The sequence below is a fragment of the Streptomyces sp. S07_1.15 genome (assembly GCF_020739505.1).
Classification (GTDB): domain Bacteria; phylum Actinomycetota; class Actinomycetes; order Streptomycetales; family Streptomycetaceae; genus Streptomyces; species Streptomyces xinghaiensis.
The window spans coordinates 6258204-6280099 of record NZ_JAJBZK010000001.1; the positions used below are offsets into that span (position 1 = coordinate 6258204).

A 21896-nucleotide genomic window follows, 5' to 3' on the forward strand; every position below is an offset into this window, starting at 1 on the left:
CGAGCAGGCAGGCCGGTCAGGCGCTCATGGAGCCCGCGCGGAGATCCGCCGGTCCTCGCGGGCCTCGGGGGAGTGCGCGCCGACCGGTCCGGACAAGGCGGCGGACGAGCCGGCGGAGGATGGCCGTGTCGACACCCCAGGTACTCGATGAGTTGCTGCGTCAGCTGAGTTCCCGTGCCCGCCGGGGCGCCGGTCCCGCTCCCGGCCCGCGGACGCTGATCGACTGGCTGGGGCGGCAACTCGGCGCGGAGATCGCCCTCGTGGACCGAGGAGGCACGGTGGAGGCTTCCACGGCCCGGTTTCCGCCGGACATCCTCGGCGGTCTCCATCCGGTGCTCACGCGGTTGTCCGGCGGACACCTGGCCGCCGCGGCCTCGCAGGCGGGCGCGTTCCATGTGCGGTGCGAAGCGCTGGGGCAGCAAGTGCCGCGCCCGGTGCTGGTGGTGGCCGGCCCGCAGCCGCTCACGCGGGAGGCGCTGGGACTGACGTCCCACGTCGGCGCCGTGATGGAGGTATTGCGACGTGCCCGGCGGGCCGACGAGCTCGCCCTCCGCTATCAGCGGGCGGCAGCACGGCTCCGCCTGGCGATTCTCGCAGCCCTGATGACCGGAGAACCGACGCTGGCCCGCCGGATGACGGCAGGCGCCGTTCCGCCGCTGCTGGACGCCGAACGTCTGCGCGTCCACCTGCTGCGCTGCCCGCCCGCGGACCGCGGCAGGCTCACCGACGCCTACGAGGACGAGTCCGGCTATCACGGACGCGGCCTGATGGTGCGGTGCCCCGTCTACGACGACCACCTCATCTGCCTCCTGCCCCCGGACGACGACGCCGGCCGTGCGGACGGCGGCCTGGCCGCGCCCCTGCGGGCACTGGTGCGGGACAACCCGGACTACGCGCTGGGCATCAGCGCCCCCGTGCCCCTGCCGGCCACCGCGCAGGCCTACGACCAAGCCCGCCACGCCCTGGCCGTCGCCCGCCACACGCCCGAACGGGTCGCCGACTACCACGGCCGGCCGCCACTGGCCGGGCTGCTCCCTCGTCAGCAAGCCCACGCCTGGGCCGGCGCCTTCCTGGAGCCGATCAGGGCGGCCCCCCGGCTCACCCTCGACATCGTCAGCCTCGCCCTCCACTTCCCCCGCTCCGGGGTGGCGCGGCTGCTCGACGTCAGCCGCAACACCGTCACCGCCCATCTGGGACGGGCCCAAGACGCCCTCGGCCTCGACCTGCGGGACCCCCGCGGCCGCGCCGAACTGGCCCTGGCCCTGGCGATCAGCGATCTCCCGCCGCCCGACGGCGGCGCCGTGGCCGAGCCGCCGCCGGCGCCCTCGGTGGACGGTCTGCTGTCCACCGAAGCGGCCGTCACCTGGGCCCATGCCTTCCTCCAGCCCCTGCGGTCCGGCACGGACGGCGCCCTGCACCGGACGCTGCGTGCCTGGGTCGAGGCCGGCACCGATGCCCAGCGGACGGCTCGGGACCTCGGCATCAGCCGCACCACCGTCCGCGCCCACCTGCGCACCGCCGAACAGCTGCTGCAGCGCACCCTTCTGACCCCGGGCCCCGGCACCCACGACCTGGTCCACGCCTTCCGCATCGCCGGCCGTGCACCGTGAACAGCCGCACCGCCGGGACTGCGCACCGTGCGCATTGCCCGCCGTCCACGACGCTTCCTAAGGTCTGTCCCACCCCGTCCGGTGTGACGCCGGACAGCGGGGAACGGGGGAGGGCGGGCCGTCGCCACGGGGGGAAGCGGCGCGGCCCGCCCTGGGCCCGGGGCGCCGGCCGGGCCCGCCGAACCGCCACCGGGGCAGCGGCGCATCACGGCGGCCCGCGCCCCGGCGGCGCACGCGCCGTCTGCCGTGGTCTCCTCAAGCGCCGGGCGCGAGCCGGGAGTTCACCGCCGGGTTGAACGCGGGCCCCGCGCACCCGCGACCCGGGTTACGGGACACCGTCGCACGGTCCACCCCGGGTGACCGTACGCGCACGCCGGTGTACGGGGATCCCGGCTCGCCTTCGAGCGGATCCGGCGCCCACTCTGGCGTCATGAACCACGCGCTACCCCAAGTCGGCTCGCTCACCAGTACGTTCACGCAGCTTCTGTCGTCCACGCGGCGCGGCGCCCGGCTCGCCAGGCTCCTCGCCGTGACCGAGCTGCGCTCCTGGGGCGTTCCACAGGAGCTCACGGAGCGTGCCGAGACCGTCGTCGCGGAACTGGCCAACAACGCCGTCCTGCACGGCCGTCTGCCCGGCCGCTGCTTCCGGCTGACGCTCGTCCTCGACCCGCCGTCCGGCCGCCTCCGGGTCGAGGTCTCCGACGCCCGCGGGGAGCTCCGCCCCCAACTCCTCCCGAGGGACAACGAACCGGACGCGCTCAGCACCGGCGGCCGCGGCCTGGCGCTCGTCGCCGCCCTCGCCGACCACTGGGAGACCGTCCCCCACCCGCCCAGCGGCAAGACCGTCCGCGCGGTGCTCCTCGCACCGGCACCGGCACCGGCACCGGCATCCGCGCCCGTGCCCGCGCCCGGGTGAACCGCCCCGGCCGGCGGAACCCCTCGCCGGTGCCGGGGGACCGCTCCCGTCCCGGCGCCGGCAGCGGCGAGCGGAGCCGCGTCCGGGGCCGCCGGCGCCGGGACGACCCCGCGGTGCCGCGGGACCGCCGTACACGCCTCCGCCCGCGTTCGTGTCACGCCGGATAGCACTCGCGGGCCGTGCCGCCGGCCGGCAGGAAGCAGACGCGCAGACCGGTCCGGTCGACGCCGCCCAGCATCGCGGTGAAGCGGTAGACGCGCGTGTCCGCCGCGGTCCGGATGACGGCCCGGCGCGGCGTCGCGCCGGGCACCGAGACCTCGACCGCGTCCCCGACCCGCGTGTGCCAGGCCCGGCCCCACACCGCGTCGCACACCGTGCTGTACCGGATCTCCACCCGTGCGCCGGTGCTGGTGCGGCGGGGCGGACCGAGCGCGTCGGCCCGGCCGGGCAGTCCGCAGGCCATGCGGTCGGGGTCCTGTCCGTCGCAGGCCTCGCCCCGGCAGCCGGGGGCCGGATCCAGCGCCGGGGAGGCTGATGCCCCCGGACGGCCGGAGGGCTGGCCCGGCAGCCACAGCGCGGCCGTGATCACGGCGGCCGCCACGGCGGCTCCGGCGCCGAGAACCGGCAGCCGCCGCGGCCGGGGCCGGGTGGCCGTCCGCCCGGCTCCCGGCGGGGCGGGGCCCGGGGCGGCCGGCGGCGCCGGTGTTCCCGGACCGGGGGTGGCCGGTGGCGGAGCGGCGGAGCGGGCGCGTCCGCTCCACTCGGCGTCAGCCAGCTCCCACAGCGCCAGCAACCGCCCGGGAGGCTCCCCCGCCATCGCGCAGAGCGCCTCGACGGCCTGCCGGGGAGCCGGCAGCTTGCCGTTGAGATAGCGCTCCCAGGACGACTTGCTGTACGGAGTGCGCCGCGCCAGGGCCGCCAGGCTCAGGCCCGTGCGGGCCCGGACCGCCCGGAGCCCTTCGGCCAGGGCTGTGCACTCGGGTGCGGGGGTGGTCATCCGCGCAGCACCTGCCAGGTGTGCGGGCCCACGACACCGTCGGCCGGCAGCCCCGCCTGCTTCTGCAGCCGCATCACGGCCGCGATCGTCTGCTGACCGTAGACCCCGTCGACGATGCCCGGGTCCATCCTGCGGTGCTGGAGCAGGCACTGGGCCTCCACGACGTCCCAGCCCGGCCCGGCGAGGACGGCGGTGCGTGTTGAGCTGTACCCCGCGACCAGGGCGCCGCCGTCCCGGCCGCCGGACCTGCGGACCTCGCAGGGGTAGGACTTGCCCGGCTCGAAGACGTACCGCCCCCGCCCGTTGCCGGCGGACGAGGCCGGGGCGGGGGAACTCGGCTGCGCGGTCGGTGTGCCGAGCGCCGTGCCCGCCGCCCCGCTGTGGCGGTCACCGCTCAGCGGTGTGCCCAGCAGCAGTCCAGCGCACAGCCCGGCGAGCGCGGCGGCCGCGACGGCGGCCGCGGCGGCGGGCCTGGAGATCCCCGGCCGGCGCCCGTCGCCCGCCGGGGCGGCCCGGCCGCGGCGCGTCCCGTTCTGCCCGTTCCGCGCTTCCCGCCCGTCCGGCCCGTCTTTCCGCCCGTCCTCCGCGCCGGTTCCGTCCTCCGTGCCGGCCGACGGCGAGGGCGCGGACCGCTCCTGCCACGCCTTCTCGGCCACCTCGTGCAGGACCAGCAGCCGGGTCGGCTCCGTCCCCGTGATCCGTGCCAGCTTCTCCAGCGCATGACGGGGAGGCAGCGCCTTCCCGTTCAGACAGCGCTCCCACGACGACCGGCTGTACTCGGTCTTGGCCGCGAGCGAGGCGAGGCTCAGCCCGCTGCGGTCCTTCAATCTCCTCAGCTGTACGACCAGTTGCCGGACCCTCTGATCCAGCGAATCCGGCAGTTCCTTCCAGCGCCGCATGGCTTGCTCCGTAGGCGTCGTCCGGGCCCGAGGGCCTTCACCGCCTTCCATGTTCCGGCGGCGGAGAGCCCCGGCGCAGGCTTCCGGCCCACGGTCACCCACGCGCCCATGCCGGTTCGGCCACCCCCACAGCGTTCCGGCGTCCCGGCGATCCGGCGTCCCGCCTGACATCTCCGCAGGTTGGCACCGGGGACGTCCCACGGTGTCCCGGCCGGCCCGGCGCTGCTGACCCGCATCCGGATTGTCCGGCAATCTCGGTGGAGCCGAGCCGGACGGCGGGCGGATCCACCGCCCGCACCGCTCTCCGGCCATCACCGACAAGGGGGAAACCATGAACAGGATGACGTCTGTCGTCGCCACAACGGCCGCGGTGGCCGCGCTCACCGCCGGCCTCACGGGCGGCGCCACGGCCGCGGACCGGGCCGCCGCCGGCCAGGGCGCCGGCGCCGGGCTGGTCACCGCCGCCGGGACCGCACCCGCGTGCATCGAGCGCACGAGTGTCACCAACAATCCCGATGGCGGAGTCCGGGTCCACCTGCGCAACTTCTGCGGCAAGACCATGCGCGTCAAGGTGGTCGTCAAGTACTGGTCGGACAGCGGGTGCACGTCCATGCGGAACGGGTCCGGCTGGCTCTTCCGGACCGTCGGCGGCCGCTACGACCGCACCGTGGTGTGCTGAGCGGGGCGGGGGAGGACTCATGACTGTCACCACCAGGACGTTCCTCGCCGCGGCCACGGCCCTGGCGGCCATGGCGACCCTGGCCGGCACGGCGCAGGCCGCGCCGGCCGCCACCGGCGCGCCCTCGGCCGCCGCGGCGCGGTGCCCGGTCACGGCCTGGGGCCACCAGGGCTACTACAAGTGCGGCACGGACCTGAAGGCCGGCTACGTCGACTGGAACGAGGACGGCCGGACCGACGAGGTCTTCGTGATCGCTCCGAACCGCACGATCTGGCACACGTGGAAGAACGCCGGCGGCTGGAGGGAGATGCCGGGCAACGGCCGTGCCGACAACATGCTGGGCCACAACGGTACCGGCGACCGGCGCCGCTGCATCGTCGTCTACGTGAACAACGCCGACTACCACTACTGGCAGAACTGCCACTACAACGGCCGGTGGCACAAATGGACCACCAGCGGCTGACGCACCGTCATCCGCCCGCCGCGGCCTGCGAAGCGCCGGGCCCCGGAGCTGTCATGACAGCTCCGGGGCCCGGCGGCATGGTGCGGCCATGCGAGGTATATCCGGGTCGTGCGGCACGGCACGCTCGACGGCTTCGCGCCGCGCCCCGGCCGGCCGCCGCCCGTGCCCCTTCGTTCTGGGTTTCGGCGCCGGTCGGGCACGACTCCGGGCGATGACCGGGAGCGGTCAGGCCGACGCCAGTCCCGCGCTGTAGCTGGAGAACTGCAGGATGTAGGAGGTACCGTCCAGGACTCCGGTGGCGGCCTCGATCCAGGTGCTGCCGTAGGCGGTCTTCCAGGAGTTGCACCGGCCGGTCTTGCGGAAGCAGACGCGCACGTCGGTCATGAAGTTGGCCTTGACGTTGATGTCCGCGCAGTACCGGCTCGTCGTCGCCCAGCCGGTGCGCGGCCACCGGTGGAGCTCGCCGCTCCGGACCGTCTCGTAGCCGACGCTGTGGTCGTAGCACGCCTCGGCCCGTGCGGGGGCGGCGGCGGCCGGCACGGCGGTCGCCGCCGTCATTCCCCCGGCGGCCAGAGTGACGGCCAGCAGAGAACGGAGCACCCGCGAACGTGTGTGTGTCACTTTGTCTACCTCTCGTCGAATCCCATGGTGGACGGACACGGGGCGATGCAGATCCGGTCGCCGGAATCCCGCGCCGGCCGGCTGGTCGCCGGTGGTGCGGTGCACCACCCCCGTTCCGCTGTCCCCGGGGCGGTGCTCCTCGGTGCGCTCGGAGATCTGTTCCCGCCGTGTACGGCCGGAGGTGCGACGCGGGTGACCACGCCGCCGGACCGGCACCACAGAGACTGCTGGGCGACCCGGATCGCGGCCAGTGCTGCTCGGCGGGCCGGGAGATCCTGGTACGTCTCCGCGCTGACCTGGTGGGATGTTCGGCGCGATGAGGCATTGCCGGGACGCGGGCCTCGCGTGACCCACAGGCCGACGGGGCCGCACCTTCCGGTTCGTGCTGTCCGGCGCAAGAGGTTCACCACCGGGCGTGAACCCGACGGCGGCGGCACCCCGCTCCGGCGGCTGCCCGGCCGTCAGGCGCTGGCGCGGACGACCAGGCGGGTGGGCAGGATCAGCGGGGTGGGGGCCTGCCCGTTGACGAGGGCGGCGAGCATGCGCGCCATCTCCCGCCCGAGGGCCTGTATCGGCTGATGCACGGTGGTGAGGGGCGGATCGGAGGCCCGCGCGGGGGCCAGGTCGTCGAAGCCGACCACGGCGACGTCGTCGGGGACCCTCCGGCCGGCCCCGCGCAACGTGCGCAGCGCTCCCACCCCCATGTTGTCGTTGGCGGCGAACACCGCGTCCACGTCGGGGTGTTCCGCCAGCAGCGCGGCCATGGCGGCGGCCCCGCTGCTCTCGGTGAAGTCCCCCTCCCGCGGCGGGAACGGGTCGAGACCGGCCGCCAGCATGGCGTCCCGGTACCCGCGGTACCGGGCACGTCCGGCCTCGGTGTCCATGCGCCCGCAGAGCGCGGCCACGCGCGTCCGGCCGAGGGAGACCAGGTATTCGGCCGCCTCGCGCGCCCCGCCGGTGTTGTCGACGTCCACGTACCAGCGGGGCACCGCACCGACCGGCCGGCCGCCGAACACGACGGGCACCGCCGCCTCCTCCGCCATCCGGGCCAGCGGATCGTCCTCGCGCAGTGCCATCAGCATCACGCCGTCGGCGACCTTGGACCGGAAGAGCTCCTCCACCCGCTTGCGTCCCCGGTCGGAGGCGGCCAGACACAGCATCAGATGCAGGTCGGCCTCCTCCAGGGCGGCCGACGCCCCGACGATCACCTGGGCGTAGAACGGATCGGCGAAGATCGAGGGATCCTCTCCGGAGACGACCAGGGCGGCCGCCCCTGTCTGCCGGGTGGCCAGCGCCCGGGCGGTCGGGTTGGGCACGTAACCGAGCTGCCGGACGGCCCGTTCGACGGCCTCGCGTTTGGCCCGGCTGACGTGCGGGGCGTTGTTGAGGGCCCGCGAGGCCACGGAACGGGACACGCCGGCGAGTCCGGCCACCTCGTCAAGCGTCGGCTGCCGACGCGGCGCATCCTCTGCCATGGCCTCGATTCTCTCCCTGCCGACCGGACGGCGTCCCATCCTCGCCCATGCGGGCGCTCCCGTCTCGCGGAGGGGGGCCGGACCCGGGGAGAAGGCCCCGAGGGGCGAAAACTGGGACCGCTTCCAGTCTCGTGCCCTTCCCCTTCGGCCGCATCGCCGGTCCTCGGAGCAGGACCCCTTGACAGGGGAAACGGAGCGGCACAACGATACCGGTCACATGCCGGGGTTCGGCGTTGAAAGCGCTCCCAACTGGAAGCGCTTCCAGTCTTGTTGCCGCATCTCGCGCATGTCGTCCCCGCCGGTCGGCCCGGAAAGCCCGTCGCCGTGCGGGGCCGGCGCACCACCGCACTTCCTTCAGCGCGCCGCACGCTCGGGACGAGGGCGGGCGGCGCATCCCCCACGAAACCGAGGTACAGACATGCGCCGCAGACTCCGCACCCTGGCGGCAGCGCTGTTAGCCCTGCCGCTGGCGCTCACCCTCGCCCCGTCCGCCCACGCGGCCGACCCGACCACCATGACCAACGGGTTCTATGTGAACCCCGAGTCCAGCGCCAAGCAGTGGGTCGCCGCCAACCCCGGCGACGGCCGGGCCGCCGAGATCGACTCCGCGATAGCCAACACCCCGATGGCCCGCTGGTTCGGCTCCTGGAGCGGTGCCATCGGCCCCGCCACCGGCGAGTACGCGGGCGCCGCGGGCAGCCGGGACAAGCTGCCCATCCTCGTCGCCTACAACGTCTACAACCGCGACTATTGCGGCGGGCACTCCGCGGGCGGCGCCTCCTCGCCGTCCGATTACGCGAACTGGATATCCCAGTTCGCCGGCGGTGTCGGGGACCGTCCGGCCGTCGTCATCCTGGAACCGGACTCCCTCGGTGACTACGGCTGCATGAACCAGGCGCAGATCGACGAGCGCGAGGCCATGCTCAGCGGCGCCCTCTCCGAGTTCAGCCGCCGGGCCCCCAACACGTGGGTCTACATGGACGCCGGCAACCCTGGCTGGACCGACGCGACCACCATGGCCCGCCGGCTGCACGAGGCCGGCCTCCCGCAGGCCCACGGCTTCTCGCTGAACGTCTCCAACTACTTCACCACGGGCGAGAACACCGCCTACGGCAACGCCGTCAACCGTGAACTGAGCGCCCGCTACGGCTACACCAAGCCGTTTGTCGTGGACACCAGCCGCAACGGCAACGGCTCCAACGGCGAGTGGTGCAACCCCTCGGGCCGCCGCATCGGCACGCCCACCCAGCTGGGCGGGGGCGCCGAGATGCTGTTGTGGATCAAGGCGCCGGGTGAGTCCGACGGAGACTGCGGCGTCGGAGGCGGCTCCTCGGCCGGCCAGTTCCTCCCCGAGGTGGCCTACAAGATGATCCACGGCTACTGATCCCGGCCGGAGCCCGTACGACCGCCGGACGTGCGGGCTACCGTGGCACGAGGAACTGACGGCTCGGCTGTTGGGCGCGGGAACCACAAGGGACGGGACGAACATCATGCAGGAACTGTGGCGCCGATTCGAGGAGTGGCTTCGGCGGAACGCGCCGGGCGATTATTCCGCACTCCGCCCGGGAGCGTCGGACGCCGAGATATCCCGTCTGGAGAGCGAAGTCGGTTTCCCGCTCCACGGTGAACTGAAGGCGCTCCTCTCGGAACACAACGGTGTCACACCCCGCAGATCCAGCACGGAGCCCGGCGCCTTTCTCCTCGGGTACAGCCTTCTGGATACCGGGGGAATCCTGGAAGGGCATCGGCACCTCTCCTCGATGGCGGGCGAAGCGGTCGAGGAAGGTTACGAGAAGCAAGTGGTCGGGCGCATCGCGCACACCCGGTGGGTTCCGTTCGCCCAGGACCTCACCGGTGATCTGCTCTTCGTCGACCACCGCGCGGGCCACTACGGAGAAGTCGGCGAGATGTCGTTCGGCGACCCCGAGTACGTGCCGCTCTGGCCGTCCACGGCTCTGATGCTGACCGATCTGTGCGAAGCGGTGGAGGGATCGATCCCGCTGCCGACCGCGCGGTACCGTCCATCGGTCCATGAGGGGCGCATGCTGGAATGGGTCACCGGCTGACGCCGGCAGCGAGACGTCCCGCCGGATCACCGTGATCCGGCGGGACGTCTCGTGCGCGGCGCCGCTGTCAGCTGAGGTCGCAGACCGACGTGATGTCGCAGTACTCGAAACCGGTCTGAACGACATACGGGTCACGGTCGAGCAGGCGGATCTCGGAGGTGAACCGTCCGAGGTCGCCACCGGCATCCGTGTTCTGCTTGGCCGGGACCGCGGCGCGGCCGCAGATCTCGTTCCACGTCGGATACGGATAGTTGTTGTCGAGCTTCAGCATCCAGCTCCCATTGGACTGCTTGTCCGCGTAGAACTGTGCGCAGTACTTGCCCGAGGACAGTGTCATCCCGCCGCTCTCACGGGATTTGGCGAACGGGTACTCGTCGCAACTGGTGCCGTCCGCGTTCGGATGGGGGTTCCATTCCGCGACCGCGAGCCTGCACATCTTGCCCCGGTTCTCCTTGGCCTTCGCATCGTCCGCCAGGCGGTGCAGTGGCTTGTTGCGCCGCTCGCTGCCGGGGTGAGAGGCCAGCTTCTCCATGAGCACCCAGTAGTACGCGGCGGCGGCCGGGTACTTCTTGGTGTTCAGCTGAAGCGTCGGCGTGTACCGGGGGAATACGCATCCGGTGTTGCCGCCCACCTTGTTGTCGCAGCGGATGTCGAAGGCGCTGTTGGTCCACTTCGGGACGGCCTGAACACCGGCGCTCGGTGTGGACCAAGCGGTGTCCCACGTGAAGTCCAGTTTCGATTCGCCCCCGGTGGTCTTCTTCCAGGTGTAGGTGTTGGTCCGGGTGGCGACGTGCGTGTCACCGGGGGTCCACGTCGTGCCGCCGGTCCAGGGCCCGGTGCTTTCGGTGCAGTCGCCCGTCGGCCAGCAGTCCTCCGCGAACGACGTCAGCGTGGTGGAGGTGAGCCCCGTCATGCTGACCAAAGACAGTTGGGTCCACGTGGTGAACTCGTTCGACTCGGGATCGAGGTCGATCTCCTGGACGACCTTCATGGTCGCGTTGCCGACAGGGGCGCCGTTGCGGGTCGCCGTCAGCGGAAGCAGGCCGCGCAGACACCCCTGCGTCCTGCTCTGCATGGCCGCGCCGTTGACGTTCGCGCACCAGCCGACGGGGCCCGCGGCCGCTGCTGCGCGCCCCTCCCTCTTCAGGGAGGCGGCCTTCTTCTCGTCCAGCGGCACATAGGAGCCGCACCAGCGGATCCCGTCGCGACCGGTCGCGCACTTCTGGCTCTCCCGCGCGGCGGCCGCCGACGACTTCAGAGCGGCTCCCGCGGGCACTTCCTCGGCATCCTGAGCGGCCACGAAGTCGACCTCGGGTGCGTCCGGGTCCGCCTCGGGGAAGACGATGTCGTTCAGACCGTCGTAGTCCCCGGGTACGAAGGCGATGGCATCGTAGGCGATGTCCTTGGAGCCGTCGCCGCCGTTGAAGTTGTCCAGACTGACCTCGGGCACGCTGTCGTTGAATCGGTACGCCCCCAGGTCCACCCACTTGTTGGACTGGTTGGCGTCCTGGGAGACCGCCTTGACGGTGGTGCCGTGCGCGTGCTTGATGCGGTATTCGGCCTTGGAGGTCTGCGCCCCGTGGTCGGGTATGTGCGCGTACACCTTGGCCTGGCCGTCATGGGAGGTGATCCGGCTCCCGAGCTTCCACGTTCCCGTCACCTTCATGCGGTCGCCGGGCTCCGGGAAGGACTCGGGGGAGCGGGTGTGCGTGAACCAGAAGTGGTTGCCGTACGCCGCGCCGATCTGATGCGTATCGATCTTCCCCGGATAGGTGGTGACCGTCTCCCCGGTATCGGCATCGATGATGTCGGAGGGGCGGTAGGTGAAGGCGAACGTGCCGTCCGACTCGACCGCCCCGCAGCCGCGTGAATCCGATCCCGCCGGGGTCGTGCCGTCCGGCAGTTCGTCCACGATCAGCGCGTTCGAGGGCAGGCCGCTGCTGCAGCGCGGCGGGTAGGAGTTGGCGTCCGGCTGTTCCGGATACGAGGTGTTGAAGCGGTGCACCTGGTGGCCGCACTCGGCCCCGGTGTCGCAGTTCTTCCACTCGGCCGGTTTGTCCCACCAGCAGTGCAGCCAGTGCGGGTTGCTCTTGGAGTCGCCCGCGTCGAGCTTGCAGGCGCCCAGGCCGGGATCGTTGGAGTCGTCGTCACCGATCTTGGACGGCTCGCAGTCGTTGGAGGCGTCGCAGAACAGGTCGAGCGGCGGCTTGACGGTGCTGCGGTCCGCGTTGGTGTTCCACCAGGCGGCCAGGTAGCCGGGCCGGAAGTCGCCGGGAGCGAACATCGCCGAGATCGGGCGGGCCGCCCAGCCAAGGACCTTCTCCTCGTAGGGCCAGTCCTGCGGGTGCGCGGCATGGCTGTAGTCGTCCCCGGCCGGGTTCGTGGCGCTCTGCAGGAAGGGCACGCGGTTGGCCTTCCACAGCGGGTTGGCCGGGTTGTTGGTCCAGCCCAGCCCTTTGTGCCCGCTGGAGTCGGCGGTCGGGTAGAAGCCGGAGTTGTACGCCCACAGGGCGAAGAACCAGTTCTCGATCCACTGCGGATGGCCGTCGTTGACCTTCATGCCGGCCCGGTAGGTCTGGTTCCACTTGTCCGAGAGGATCCGCACGCCGTAGGCGATGTTGGCGGTGTAGTCCAGCGCGACGGCCTCCTGGGTGTAGGTGGACAGCGCCGTCTCACCGTCCTTCTCCTTGCCGGACAGCCGCATGCCGTCCGTGGCCTGTGTGATGCCGTAACCGCAGTCGGCCTCGGAGAAGTTGATGCGCCACGGGTCGGCCTGCGTGCCGTCGGAGGTGTACTGGGTGCCGTAATAGTTGCCGATGAGGCTGTTGGCGGTGACACCCGGGACGGCGAACCGCGTGGCCTGCCACATGTTGGACTCCTGCGCGGTGACGCCGAGCATCACCTGCGAGGGTATGTGCCAGCGGTCGGTGACGTCGGGGTCCTCGTTGTCGAGGGTGCCGTTGGGGTCACCGGCCAGCACCGTCGCCGGGAACAGGCCGCCCTGGGGCTGGTAGCCGCCCATGCCGGTGTTCTTCCAGTTCGGCGAGCGGTAGAAGTTCAGTTCACCGACGACGGCCTGGTCCACGGCCCACTCCACCTGCCGGGGGGTGGGCTGGAACGCCTGCTTCCTGACGTCGTTGCGGGCGACCGCGCAGTAGCGCTCGTCCGTGCCCTCGGACGGGCTGTCCGCCCTGCCGGCGAGGGGCTGGGTGCGCACCGTCTGCGCGGACATGCCGCCCTCGGCGAGCGGCGCTGCGCCTCCCTGCGGCTTCGTTCCGCTGTGCGCCTTCGGCCCGCGCTGCGACGCCACTGGGAGCCCCAGGGCCGGTGAAGGGGCGCGTCCGGTGCGGGCGTTGCCGCCGGCGGCCTTCGGGGTGACGTCCAGGGTGACGGTCTTCCCGGTGGCGAGCACGCGCAGCGTGGTGCGGGCGTCGCGGACCGCGTCGGCTTCGCTGGGGGTGATCAGGCTGGTCTTTCCGTCCGCCCAGGTGGTGGAGACGGCGGCGTGGCCGAGGCTGGACATGCGGGCGCCCTTGGCGAGGCGGCCCGGGTTCTTCACCGTGTCCGGCAGGCTCCCCTTCTCCGCCGCCTTGCCGGTGATGAAGACCTGGCCCGACGGGGTGCCCGTCAGGTCCCAGTCCCGCAGGTGCCCGGAGGCGACGGTGACCGGCGTGGCCTTCTCGCCGGCCTTCACCTGCGGGCGGGCCAGGTGCTTGGCCCAGCTGACCGTCTCGGTGTCCGTCTTCTCCGGCTGCCGGTCGATGAAGGTGACGCCGCCGTCGCTGTCGGCCGTGATCTGGAACGGCACCGCCGTGGTGGCGGCGAGCACCCGCTCCCTGCTGCCGTTGATCCGCACCAGCTTGTCGCCGTGCGCCGCGACGATGCCGTCCCGGGTGGGGACGGCGGAGGTGACCTGCCCGGGAAACGACACCGGCCGGGAGGGCTTGCCCGTGGCCGCGTCAACGCTGATCAGCCGGGTCTTCTGCTCGGCGTCGCCGTCCCAGGAGAGCTGCGTGAACACCGTCTGCCGGCCGTTGCCGCAGCCGGGGGAGAAGTGGGCCAGGGACGCGGTGAAGGGCAGCTTGGTGACCTCGCCGCTGCCGAGATCGACGATGGCGGTGAACGCTCCCCGCACCATCAGCTCGGGCTTGTTGGTGAAGGTGCGGGGCGCGTACGCGACGGCCGCGTACTTCCCGGACCCGGTCAGACAGGCGTTGCCGATCCAGGTGTCGGCGTCGAAGCCGTCCTCGGAGAGGGTCGCGGCGGTCTTCCACGTGTAGCCGCCACGCTCGTCGGCGACGAGGAGATGAAAGCCGGTGCCGTCACCGGACGTGGTGAACGCGGTGTCCTTCGACGATGCGTGGCCCGAACCGAGAACCGCCGCACGGTCGCCCTTGGCGACGGAACGCGGCTTCGGCTTCGGCTTGGACTCCGGCTTGGATTTCGACTTGGCGTCGGCTTGCCCGGCCCAGCCCTGGGCCGCGCCGTCCGGCGGTGTGGGGCCGGCCGCTTGCGCGGGCAGGCTCAGGGGTAACGCCAGCGCGATCGCCATCACGGTGGTGACGGGAACACGCCAGTGCTTGTACGCGTGTCTCACAGACATCCTTTGTCGTCTACTGCGGGGTCTCTACTGCGCGGTGTCCATGCCGCGTTGGCTACTGCGCGTCGGCCTCGGCGAGCACGGCCTTCTTCGACTTCTTCGCCGAATCCAGCTGCGCCCTGTTGTCCTCGATCTGCTGTCGCTGGATCTTCGACTCCTCGTCGAACCAGACCTTCACCAGGTCCGTCTTCTCCTTGCAGGCGATGTCGTCCAGGGCCATCCGGATGGACTCGGCGGTCGCCTTGCCGTCCTTGTCGAGGGCAAGGCCCGCGTCCATCGCCTTGTACGGGTCGGCCAGGCCCGCGTGCCCCTTGGTCTTCATGCACGACGACCAGTCCTTGAAGACGTTCTGGACCGGCTCGGACTGCTGGGACCGAACCAGGCTGTCGCCGTTCAGGTCGCTCACGGTGAACGCGTCGGCCTGCTGCTTGGCCGCGCCGAGCTGCTCGTCGCTCCAGCCGGCGCAGCCTCCCTCGCGGAGCTTCTTGCCGTTGTGCTCGGCCCGCGCGGGCTTCGTCCTGGGTGCCGCGGCGAAGTACGGCTCACCCGCCTCGGCATCCTTCGGCGGCGCGGCCTTCTCGGGCTTGGTGTGCCCGGTGAGCACCTCGACCTCGACATCCGACAGCTCCTGCATGCGCTGGTCGGTGTGGTGAGTCAGCTCCTCGGGGATGCCGTAGCCGTACGTCTTGGCCACCGTCTCGTCGGTGATGCCGTAGCGGCGTTCGATGTTGGCGTCGTTGTTGCTCGGCGGCGGGTTCGCGCCGGGCGCGGGGAAGTCGACGGTGAACCCGTACTCGGCCATGCACTGCTTCTGAAGGGCGTTCTTGGCCTCGTCGATGGCGACGGTGTCCGCGTAGGAGAGCATGTAGTCCTCCAGCGGCAGTTTCAGACCCTTCGTCAGGCCTCTGACGGGGGTCTCCTCGGGCCAGATGCTCTTGTCGACGATCTGTCTGTCCGCCCCTGCCGGCGAGGCGTCCGTGGTCGCGTTCGAGGAGCAGGCGGATATCAGGCCGGTGGCGGCGACGGCCACGACGGCGAGTGCCTTCTTGGTGGGAGTCATGCAGTCTCTTTCCAGGCGGGTTTCCGGGCCCGGGCGGATTCCCGGGCGGGTTTCCGGGCGGGTTTCCGGGCGGGTTTCCGGGCCGATGTCTAGGCGAAGTGCTGGGACGCGTTGTTGTTCTTCAGGGCGGATATCAGGTCGGTGTGGTTGCAGTCCCCGTACGGGCCGTTCTTGCCGAAGTACTGGGAGGTGCCGCCGTAGCCGGAGTTGTAGTAGACGCGGTAGTTGTCGGCGGGGGCGCAGTTCATGACGGATGCCGCGTTGTTCTTCATGTACTGCCAGGAGCCGCTGCCGTTCCCGTTGAACACGTAGCGGTAGGTGCTCAGGCTGGAGCCCTGGTACCGGCTGGTGCCCCAGTAGTCGCTGACGTTGCCGTAGAAGATCGACCAGCTCGTCACGTAGCGCGAGCCGTCCGCGTTGTACGAGTACGCCTTCGAGTTGTAGAAGAGGAAGATGTCCCCTTCGGTGCAGTTGATCCACGGGACATCGCAGTTGTCCGTCACCTTGTACTCCGCGGCCTGCGCGGGAACAGCCGCTGCCAACACGGCGGAGGCGGAAACGAGGACGGCGCAGGAAGCCCTGTAGGCAGGGCGAAAGGAAAGGTTCTTCACCGGTTCCTCTTCAGTAGGTCGGGATTCTGTCGATGGAGATCTTCGGTCGCTGCGGAATGGGTCCGAGATGCGTTCCTCCCACGGTTGAGGCTTCGCTCTCGCTGCCGTGGGCGGGGACGCCATGGATACGGAAGGTGCCGGTTGCGACCCAGTCGATGTCGTTGCCGATGTGGACAACGATGTCGTAATGCGCGGATTCATCCGTGTCGTTGTGCACGGTGACCGGGGTGACGGCGCCGTTCTCCTTGGGGGTTGCCTTCACTTCCACATCGCCGTACCGCGGAATCCGCGTCGTGCCGTCCTGGGAGAAGGACGGCACCGGATCCGGATCCGGTGGCGGCGCGCCGGGCGTCTCCCCCGAAGGCGTGACAGCCGCCTCCGCGGACCCGGTCGCCGCGGGGGAGGCGCCGGGAGTGCCGCCGTTCCCGCCCTCCGTGCTGCACCCTGCTGCCAGTAGGGTCAGCGGCAGCGGCGACTTGAAGCGCGGTACGTAAGTGCACGGATCCCCCGGTGTGTTTGAGCAGTCCATGCCAAATCGCACGACCGCTGCACTCTAGCCACGGGCCGACACGGCTTCAACGCATTATCTGCCGCGGGGGATCAATTCAGGACGCCGGTCCGAGGGCGGCCCCGCGGCGCCGGTTGGCCGGTTGGTCCGTGCCCGGCGGGTCAGCGGGTCGGGGGGCGAGACTGAGGTGGGAGACGACGCGGCGCGGTCTTTCGGCCACAGGACGAGGCGCCGGGGAGCGGCCGGTGCCGGTGTTCGGGGCAACGGCGCAGGCCGGTGTCCACTTCGCGACCGGCCGATCTTCGACGGTGGCGGGGGAGGGGCACTTGCCGGTGGACGGTGCGCCTGCGAGCATCCCATCGCGTTGCGGCGGCCGGAGCACAGGACGGACTCCGGTCGGCCCCCCACCCGTTGGTTCTGTCCGCAGGACGACCAACCAGGAGTGCTGTTCCATGCTGCGATCGAGACTCCGCTCCCTGCTGCTCGGCGTCGGCTCCGCCGTCGTCATGCTGGGCGCCGCCCTGGCCCCGAGTACGGCGTCCGCCGCGCCGCCCGCCGCCCCGGCTCCGGCGGCGGCCGGGACCGCGGCCCCGGCCGAGAACTCTGCCGCCGCCGGGTACTGGTCCTGCACGATCCCGCCCGGCTATACGTACACCAACACGCAGAACACGCTGAGCTGTTCGACCAGTGGCGGCTTCCGCACCATGTACTACGTGCAGCCCCCTGCGGACGGCCTGTGGGCGTGCACCACCATGCCCGGCTACACCTACAGCAACACGCAGAACACGCTGAGCTGCTCGACCAGTGGCGGCTTCCGCACCATGTACTACCTGCGCGCCCCCCGGACAGGGCTCTGGGCCTGCACGGTTCCGCAGGGCTTCACGTACACCAACACGCAGAACACGCTGAGCTGTTCGACCAGTGGCGGCTTCCGCACCATGTACTACCTCCGGGAACTCTGACGGGCTGACACGCTTCGCGCCCGCCCGGCCCCGGGCGGGCGCGACGACGCCGGGGCCGCGCGGAGGGCCGGACGGCCGGAAAAGGAGCCCCTGACCCCCCGACCGTGAGCAGGTGACCGCCGGTGCGGCGAGTGGCGTTCGCGGCAGACGATCCCCGGGCCGCCCCGGCTGTTCCGTGTCTTGAAGTCCGCATGTCAGAGCTCCGGCGCCCACCTCACCTCCGCCACCCGGGCTGGTCGAGCCCGCGCACGGCATCGCCGTACAGCAGGCGCAGGACCGCCACACCGCGCTGATCGTCGGCGCCCGCGGCGTTGATCGTCCGCACCGCCGGATAGCCGCGCAGGCCGACCTCGGTCGGCCGCCCCGCGGCGATGATCGTGTAGATCTCGCGGACCGGGTACGTGTGGACGGCCGTGACGTGTTCGGCGAGTTCATCGGCGACCGCGCCCCTCAGGAGATCGCCGGCGACGCCCTCGTCGCGCACCGCCAGCTCGATCCAGCCGAGATAGGTCTCGTCCGCCGGCCACCGGTGCGGTACCCCGGGCGAGCTCATGGCCGAACGGCCGTACGGGGGCAGCGGCTCGACACGCAGACGCAGGACGCCCGGATGCCCGCTCCAGGGGCGCGCCACACGCTCCGTCAGGTGGCGGTGGAACGCCCCGGCCGGCGCGGCTCCCGCTCGTGGGACGAAGCAGAGCACGAAGGTCGGCACCGCGGGAGCCCCCTGCGGGGCGGGGTCGTTGACGCGGTCGACGAGCGTGCGGCCGCCGCCGGGAGGCGAGAGCTGGGCGCCGATGCGGCTGATGAAGGTGCGGGTGTCGTGGGGGATGGTCTCCCTCGCGAGCGGATGACTGCCGAACGCGGCCAGATCGGCCTCGGAGAGGAAGAGTCCGTGCGGCATGCCCTGGGGCTGTGCTCCGTCCGGCGCGTCGAAGGAGACGCCCGGGACCGCCGGCCAGAGGTCGGGACGGTTGGCGGCGAGCCGAAGCTGCCGGTACTGCCAGAGGCCCGGAGCGCGGGCGAACATGATCCCGTGCACATCGCGCCAGTAGTCCTCGCACACGTCCTGCGGGAGGTCGGTGCGCCACCAGCAGAACGCCGTCAGGGCGATCTCCGCGGCGTTCTCGACGAGACCGTCCGCGTCCGCCACATCACCCGATCGCCTGTTCTCCATCGTGGTCCCTGCCCTGCCTCGCCCGGTTCGCTCTCTCTCGCCGCCGCACCGCTTCGGCCGCGGAGCCCGCGCCGATGACATGACCGCTCTTCAATCGACGGTAAGCATTCCCACGCCATCTCCAGGACTCGCAGGGCGGCTCATGGCGGCTCACGCCTTCCGCGCGGACATCGCGGCGTGTCCTCTGCTGGTGGATGAGCAGATGGCCTGTCCCGGTCCGAGCGACTCGGCCGACGGCCGCACGGGCGGCAGGTGCCCGCGGCTTTCCGGGGAAGGAGCCCATGGGATGACCCGGCCGGGGGAGCCCTGATGGATCACTCCGGACGTCCTGGGGTTGAGGTCCGGCAGGTGTTCCGGTGTCGTGGTGAAGTGGTGACGTGGTGGGTCCCGTCGCGCCGCGCGGGGCGGGTTCGCAGCGGAGGTGGCTCAGCGTGGTACGGCGCCGTCCGGAACGGTGGGATGCCGGCTCCCGTGATGTGCTGGCGCACGACCTGCTGGAGCGCCTCACCCCGGTGATGAGCGGCCTGGGGCTGCTGTTCCTGCTGGTCGTCGTCGGCGAGCGCATGGCGGAGCCGGGGAGCGGGGCGGCCACCGCCCTCTCCGTGGCCGGGTGGCTGCTGTGGGGGGCCTTCGCCGCCGAGTTCGCGGCCCGGCTCGCGCTCGCCTCCCACCGCGGCCGCTTTCTGCGCAGGAACGGGTGGCAGATCATCTTCCTGGTACTGCCGTTCCTGCGGGTGCTGCGCCTGCTGAAGTCGTTGCGGCTGCTGCGCACCGGCAGAGTGCTCTCCTCCACCCTGCGGTCCTCCCGCTCGGCCGGGCGGATCCTCGGCGACCGGGCGGTGTGGCTGTCCATGGTGTCGCTGATCGTCGTCGTCGCGGCCAGTGAGCTGCTGTGGGAGTTCGACGGCGCCCACGGCTCCTACGCCGCCACGCTGCACGCGACCGCGCTGATGACGATCAGCGGCGAGCCCGTCCGCACGGTGAGTGCCTACGGCAGGGTCCTGCAGGTGCTGCTGGCGATGTACTCGGTGGTGGTCGTCGCCGCCCTGGCGGGCACCTTCGGCGCCTACTTCGTCGAGAAGCGCGCCACGGAGGCGTCGCGTGAAGGCGCCCCACCGCCGGTACCGGGGGCCGGGCCGCCCGGCACCGGCTGAGGAAGCGGGCCGGGCGGTGGCCGGACCGGCGTGCGGCAGAAGCCCCTCCGTCCATCCGGGACGGCGCGACCGTACCGCCGGTACGCATTCACCGGACGGGCGGGCTCAGGACCCGCCGGATGCTCACACGCGGGTCCACCGCTGGCCGGCCCGGCCGTCGCAGGTCCACAGGACGAGCGGAGTCCCGTTCGCCGTGCCGGCCCGGTCGGTGTCCAGGCACAGCCCGGCGTGGACATTGCGGATGGATCCGTCGGGATCGAGAGTCCACTTCTGGTTGTCCTGCCCGTTGCAGGGCCAGGTGACGACGCGGGTGCCGTTGGCCGTGCCCTGCTCGTAGGCGTCCAGGCACTTGTCGCCGAAGACCCGGATCTCGCCGCCGGCCCAGGTCGTCCAGAGCTGGTTCGCGGCCGTGTGGCAGTCCCAGATCAGCGCCGTCGCCCCGGCCGCGGTGGAGGCGTTGGCCACGTCGAGGCAGCGATCGGATCCGGCGGTGCGCAGCCGGGAGGTGGTGGCGGTGAGCGGGCTGCCGCCGGTCACCCGGTACACGGCCACCCCGTGTGCGGGAACGCTCGCCGAGATCCGGCCGGACGTGCTCGACGTGCCGCCGGTCCACAGGTCGGTGAGGGTGAACGACCCGCCGGCCAGACCGGCTTCCGCGGCCGTGGTGGTGACGGTCGTGGCGCCGTTCCCCCGGTTGAACAGGCCCACGGCGACCGATCCGTCGGACAGGGCCTTGGCGAACACCTCGGTGTCGCCGTCGTCGCGTACTCTGCGGCCGCCCGCGCCCAGTGGGTCCTGGTTCACCGCCAGCAGGCGGGGGTTGCGCAGGATTTCGCTCACGTCGGCGGACATGGTGCGGATGTCGTTGCCCGCCATGAGCGGGGCGGCCATCAGTGCCCACAGGGCGAAATGGGAGCGGGACTCGGTCAGGGACAGGCCGGGGCGGCCGACGACGAGCATGTCGGGATCGTTCCAGTGGCCGGGGCCCGCCTGGGCGGCCAGGGGCGCGGTGACGTCCAGGACGTTGCCGACGCCCATCGGGTAGCTGTTGGTGTTGCCGTTCTGCCAGATGTCGAGCAGGTCCTCGGTCGTCCGCCACAGGTCGGCGACCTCGCCCCAGTTGTACGTGTCGCCCGTGATGGCGTGGAAGCTGTTGGGGTTGATGCTGTAGACGATGGGGCGTCCGGTCGCGCGCAGGGCGTCGCGCATGAGGGTGAACCGTGCGACCTGTTCGTCACGGGTGCCGCTGGAGGAGCACCAGTCGTACTTGAGGTAGTCCACTCCCCACGAGGCGAACGTGGCGGCGTCCTGGCGCTCGTGCCCCTTGCTGCCCGTGGATCCCGGGTAGGTGCCCACGCCCTGCGCGCAGGTCTTCTCGTTCGGCGCCTGGTAGATGCCGAACTTGAGGCCCTTGTCGTGGATGTAGTCGCCGAGCGCCTTCATCCCGCTGGGGAACTTCGCCGGGTTGGCCCGCAGGTTGCCCGCGGCGTCGCGCTGCGGGTCGAACCAGCAGTCGTCGACCACCACGTACCGGTAGCCGGCGTCCCGCATGCCCGAGGACACCATCGCGTCGGCGGCCTGGCGGACCTGTGCCTCGGTGATGCCGCACCCGAAGCTGTTCCAGCTGTTCCAGCCCAGCGGCGGGGTGACCGCGGGGCTTCCGGGCGCGGCCCGGGCGGCCGGGGCCGGGGCCGTGACGCATGCGGTGACGGTCAACGCGGCGGCCGCACAGAGGCCGAGCAGTCGTCTGCCTGATCGTAGGGGCACCGTCCGTTCCTTTCGCACGAGGGACAGGGCACGGCACAGGTGGTGCGGGGATCCAGAGAGCATTCGATATGCCGAACGGCATTCGAAGTGTCAGACATTCATGGATGGTAGGGAGGCTTCGGGTGGTGTCAAGACCTCCGGTGTGCAAGGAGGGGGACTCCGGTGCCCCCGGCCTGCTGGGGCGCCATCCGCTGGCGGGTCGGGCCGCGCGAGGGTCGCGTTCCGCGGCCACGGGTTCGCGGGTGCTCGGTGGCCTGTGCCCAAGTCGCTGATTCCGCAGGGGTGTTGACGAATGCCGTGTGTCTCCTAACATGCATGACGTCCGACTAGTCGA

At 71.6% G+C, this 21896-nt stretch carries 18 protein-coding genes; 8 read left to right on the plus strand and 10 right to left on the minus strand.

The annotated features are described in order from the left end of the window. Positions 1–125: 125 nt before the first annotated feature. Both LIX60_RS26845 and LIX60_RS26850 read left to right on the plus strand, forming a co-directional pair. On the plus strand, positions 126–1610 hold the full coding sequence (locus LIX60_RS26845; RefSeq protein ID WP_227961400.1) for a helix-turn-helix domain-containing protein: 1485 nt from the start codon (positions 126–128) through the stop codon (positions 1608–1610). Between the two features lie 430 nt (positions 1611–2040). After that, the gene (locus LIX60_RS26850) at positions 2041–2526 is read left to right on the plus strand and encodes an ATP-binding protein (RefSeq protein WP_227961402.1); all 486 of its coding nucleotides are present in this window, start codon (positions 2041–2043) and stop codon (positions 2524–2526) included. A gap of 154 nt (positions 2527–2680) precedes the next feature. Here LIX60_RS26850 and LIX60_RS26855 read toward each other — a convergent pair whose 3' ends face one another. Together LIX60_RS26855 and LIX60_RS26860 are read right to left on the minus strand one after the other, a co-directional pair. Further along, a complete protein-coding gene (locus tag LIX60_RS26855; RefSeq protein WP_227961404.1) occupies positions 2681–3523 on the minus strand; it encodes an XRE family transcriptional regulator in 843 nt (280 codons plus the stop codon). Beyond that, complete coding sequence (locus tag LIX60_RS26860) at positions 3520–4422, minus strand: helix-turn-helix domain-containing protein (protein WP_227961406.1); 903 nt, start codon at positions 4420–4422, stop codon at positions 3520–3522. Before LIX60_RS26860 ends, LIX60_RS26855 begins: the two co-directional genes overlap by 4 nt. A gap of 331 nt (positions 4423–4753) precedes the next feature. Here LIX60_RS26860 and LIX60_RS26865 point away from each other — a divergent pair, with 331 nt between their 5' ends. Both LIX60_RS26865 and LIX60_RS26870 read left to right on the plus strand, forming a co-directional pair. Next, positions 4754–5101: a hypothetical protein gene (locus tag LIX60_RS26865; protein WP_227961408.1), complete on the plus strand. Its 348-nt coding sequence runs from the start codon at positions 4754–4756 to the stop codon at positions 5099–5101. Positions 5102–5120: 19 nt separating this feature from the next. Further along, entirely contained in the window at positions 5121–5564 is a 444-nt protein-coding gene (locus LIX60_RS26870) for a hypothetical protein (protein ID WP_227962992.1), read from the plus strand. Positions 5565–5789: 225 nt separating this feature from the next. Here LIX60_RS26870 and LIX60_RS26875 read toward each other — a convergent pair whose 3' ends face one another. Then, complete coding sequence (locus tag LIX60_RS26875; protein WP_227961411.1) at positions 5790–6185, minus strand: hypothetical protein; 396 nt, start codon at positions 6183–6185, stop codon at positions 5790–5792. Between the two features lie 461 nt (positions 6186–6646). Next, positions 6647–7660: a LacI family DNA-binding transcriptional regulator gene (locus LIX60_RS26880; protein ID WP_227961413.1), complete on the minus strand. Its 1014-nt coding sequence runs from the start codon at positions 7658–7660 to the stop codon at positions 6647–6649. 418 nt (positions 7661–8078) lie between these two features. Here LIX60_RS26880 and LIX60_RS26885 point away from each other — a divergent pair, with 418 nt between their 5' ends. Then, positions 8079–9044 (plus strand): glycoside hydrolase family 6 protein, encoded by a 966-nt coding sequence (locus LIX60_RS26885; protein ID WP_227961415.1) that lies wholly within the window; start codon positions 8079–8081, stop codon positions 9042–9044. Between the two features lie 106 nt (positions 9045–9150). After that, positions 9151–9726 (plus strand): SMI1/KNR4 family protein, encoded by a 576-nt coding sequence (locus tag LIX60_RS26890; protein ID WP_227961417.1) that lies wholly within the window; start codon positions 9151–9153, stop codon positions 9724–9726. Between the two features lie 67 nt (positions 9727–9793). On the opposite strand, the gene LIX60_RS26895 is transcribed toward LIX60_RS26890, so the two are convergent. The 4 genes from LIX60_RS26895 to LIX60_RS26910 form a co-directional block, all read right to left on the minus strand. After that, a complete protein-coding gene (locus tag LIX60_RS26895; protein WP_227961419.1) occupies positions 9794–14329 on the minus strand; it encodes a hypothetical protein in 4536 nt (1511 codons plus the stop codon). 52 nt (positions 14330–14381) lie between these two features. Continuing rightward, positions 14382–15386, minus strand: coding sequence for a hypothetical protein (locus LIX60_RS26900; RefSeq protein WP_227961421.1), 1005 nt, complete (start codon positions 15384–15386; stop codon positions 14382–14384). An 89-nt stretch (positions 15387–15475) separates the two neighbouring features. Further along, complete coding sequence (locus LIX60_RS26905) at positions 15476–15931, minus strand: hypothetical protein (protein ID WP_043463492.1); 456 nt, start codon at positions 15929–15931, stop codon at positions 15476–15478. Between the two features lie 76 nt (positions 15932–16007). Then, the gene (locus LIX60_RS26910) at positions 16008–16538 is read right to left on the minus strand and encodes a hypothetical protein (protein ID WP_227961423.1); all 531 of its coding nucleotides are present in this window, start codon (positions 16536–16538) and stop codon (positions 16008–16010) included. 419 nt (positions 16539–16957) lie between these two features. On the opposite strand from LIX60_RS26910, the gene LIX60_RS26915 reads away from it, so the two are divergent. After that, complete coding sequence (locus tag LIX60_RS26915; protein ID WP_125622724.1) at positions 16958–17467, plus strand: hypothetical protein; 510 nt, start codon at positions 16958–16960, stop codon at positions 17465–17467. A 214-nt stretch (positions 17468–17681) separates the two neighbouring features. Here LIX60_RS26915 and LIX60_RS26920 read toward each other — a convergent pair whose 3' ends face one another. Further along, positions 17682–18641, minus strand: coding sequence for a hypothetical protein (locus LIX60_RS26920; RefSeq protein ID WP_227961425.1), 960 nt, complete (start codon positions 18639–18641; stop codon positions 17682–17684). A 431-nt stretch (positions 18642–19072) separates the two neighbouring features. Here LIX60_RS26920 and LIX60_RS26925 point away from each other — a divergent pair, with 431 nt between their 5' ends. Beyond that, positions 19073–19795 carry a hypothetical protein gene (locus tag LIX60_RS26925; RefSeq protein ID WP_227961427.1) on the plus strand — a complete coding sequence of 241 codons (723 nt, stop codon included), beginning with the start codon at positions 19073–19075 and terminating at the stop codon, positions 19793–19795. 123 nt (positions 19796–19918) lie between these two features. On the opposite strand, the gene LIX60_RS26930 is transcribed toward LIX60_RS26925, so the two are convergent. Further along, on the minus strand, positions 19919–21562 hold the full coding sequence (locus tag LIX60_RS26930) for a ricin-type beta-trefoil lectin domain protein (RefSeq protein ID WP_227961429.1): 1644 nt from the start codon (positions 21560–21562) through the stop codon (positions 19919–19921). Positions 21563–21896 lie beyond the last annotated feature (334 nt).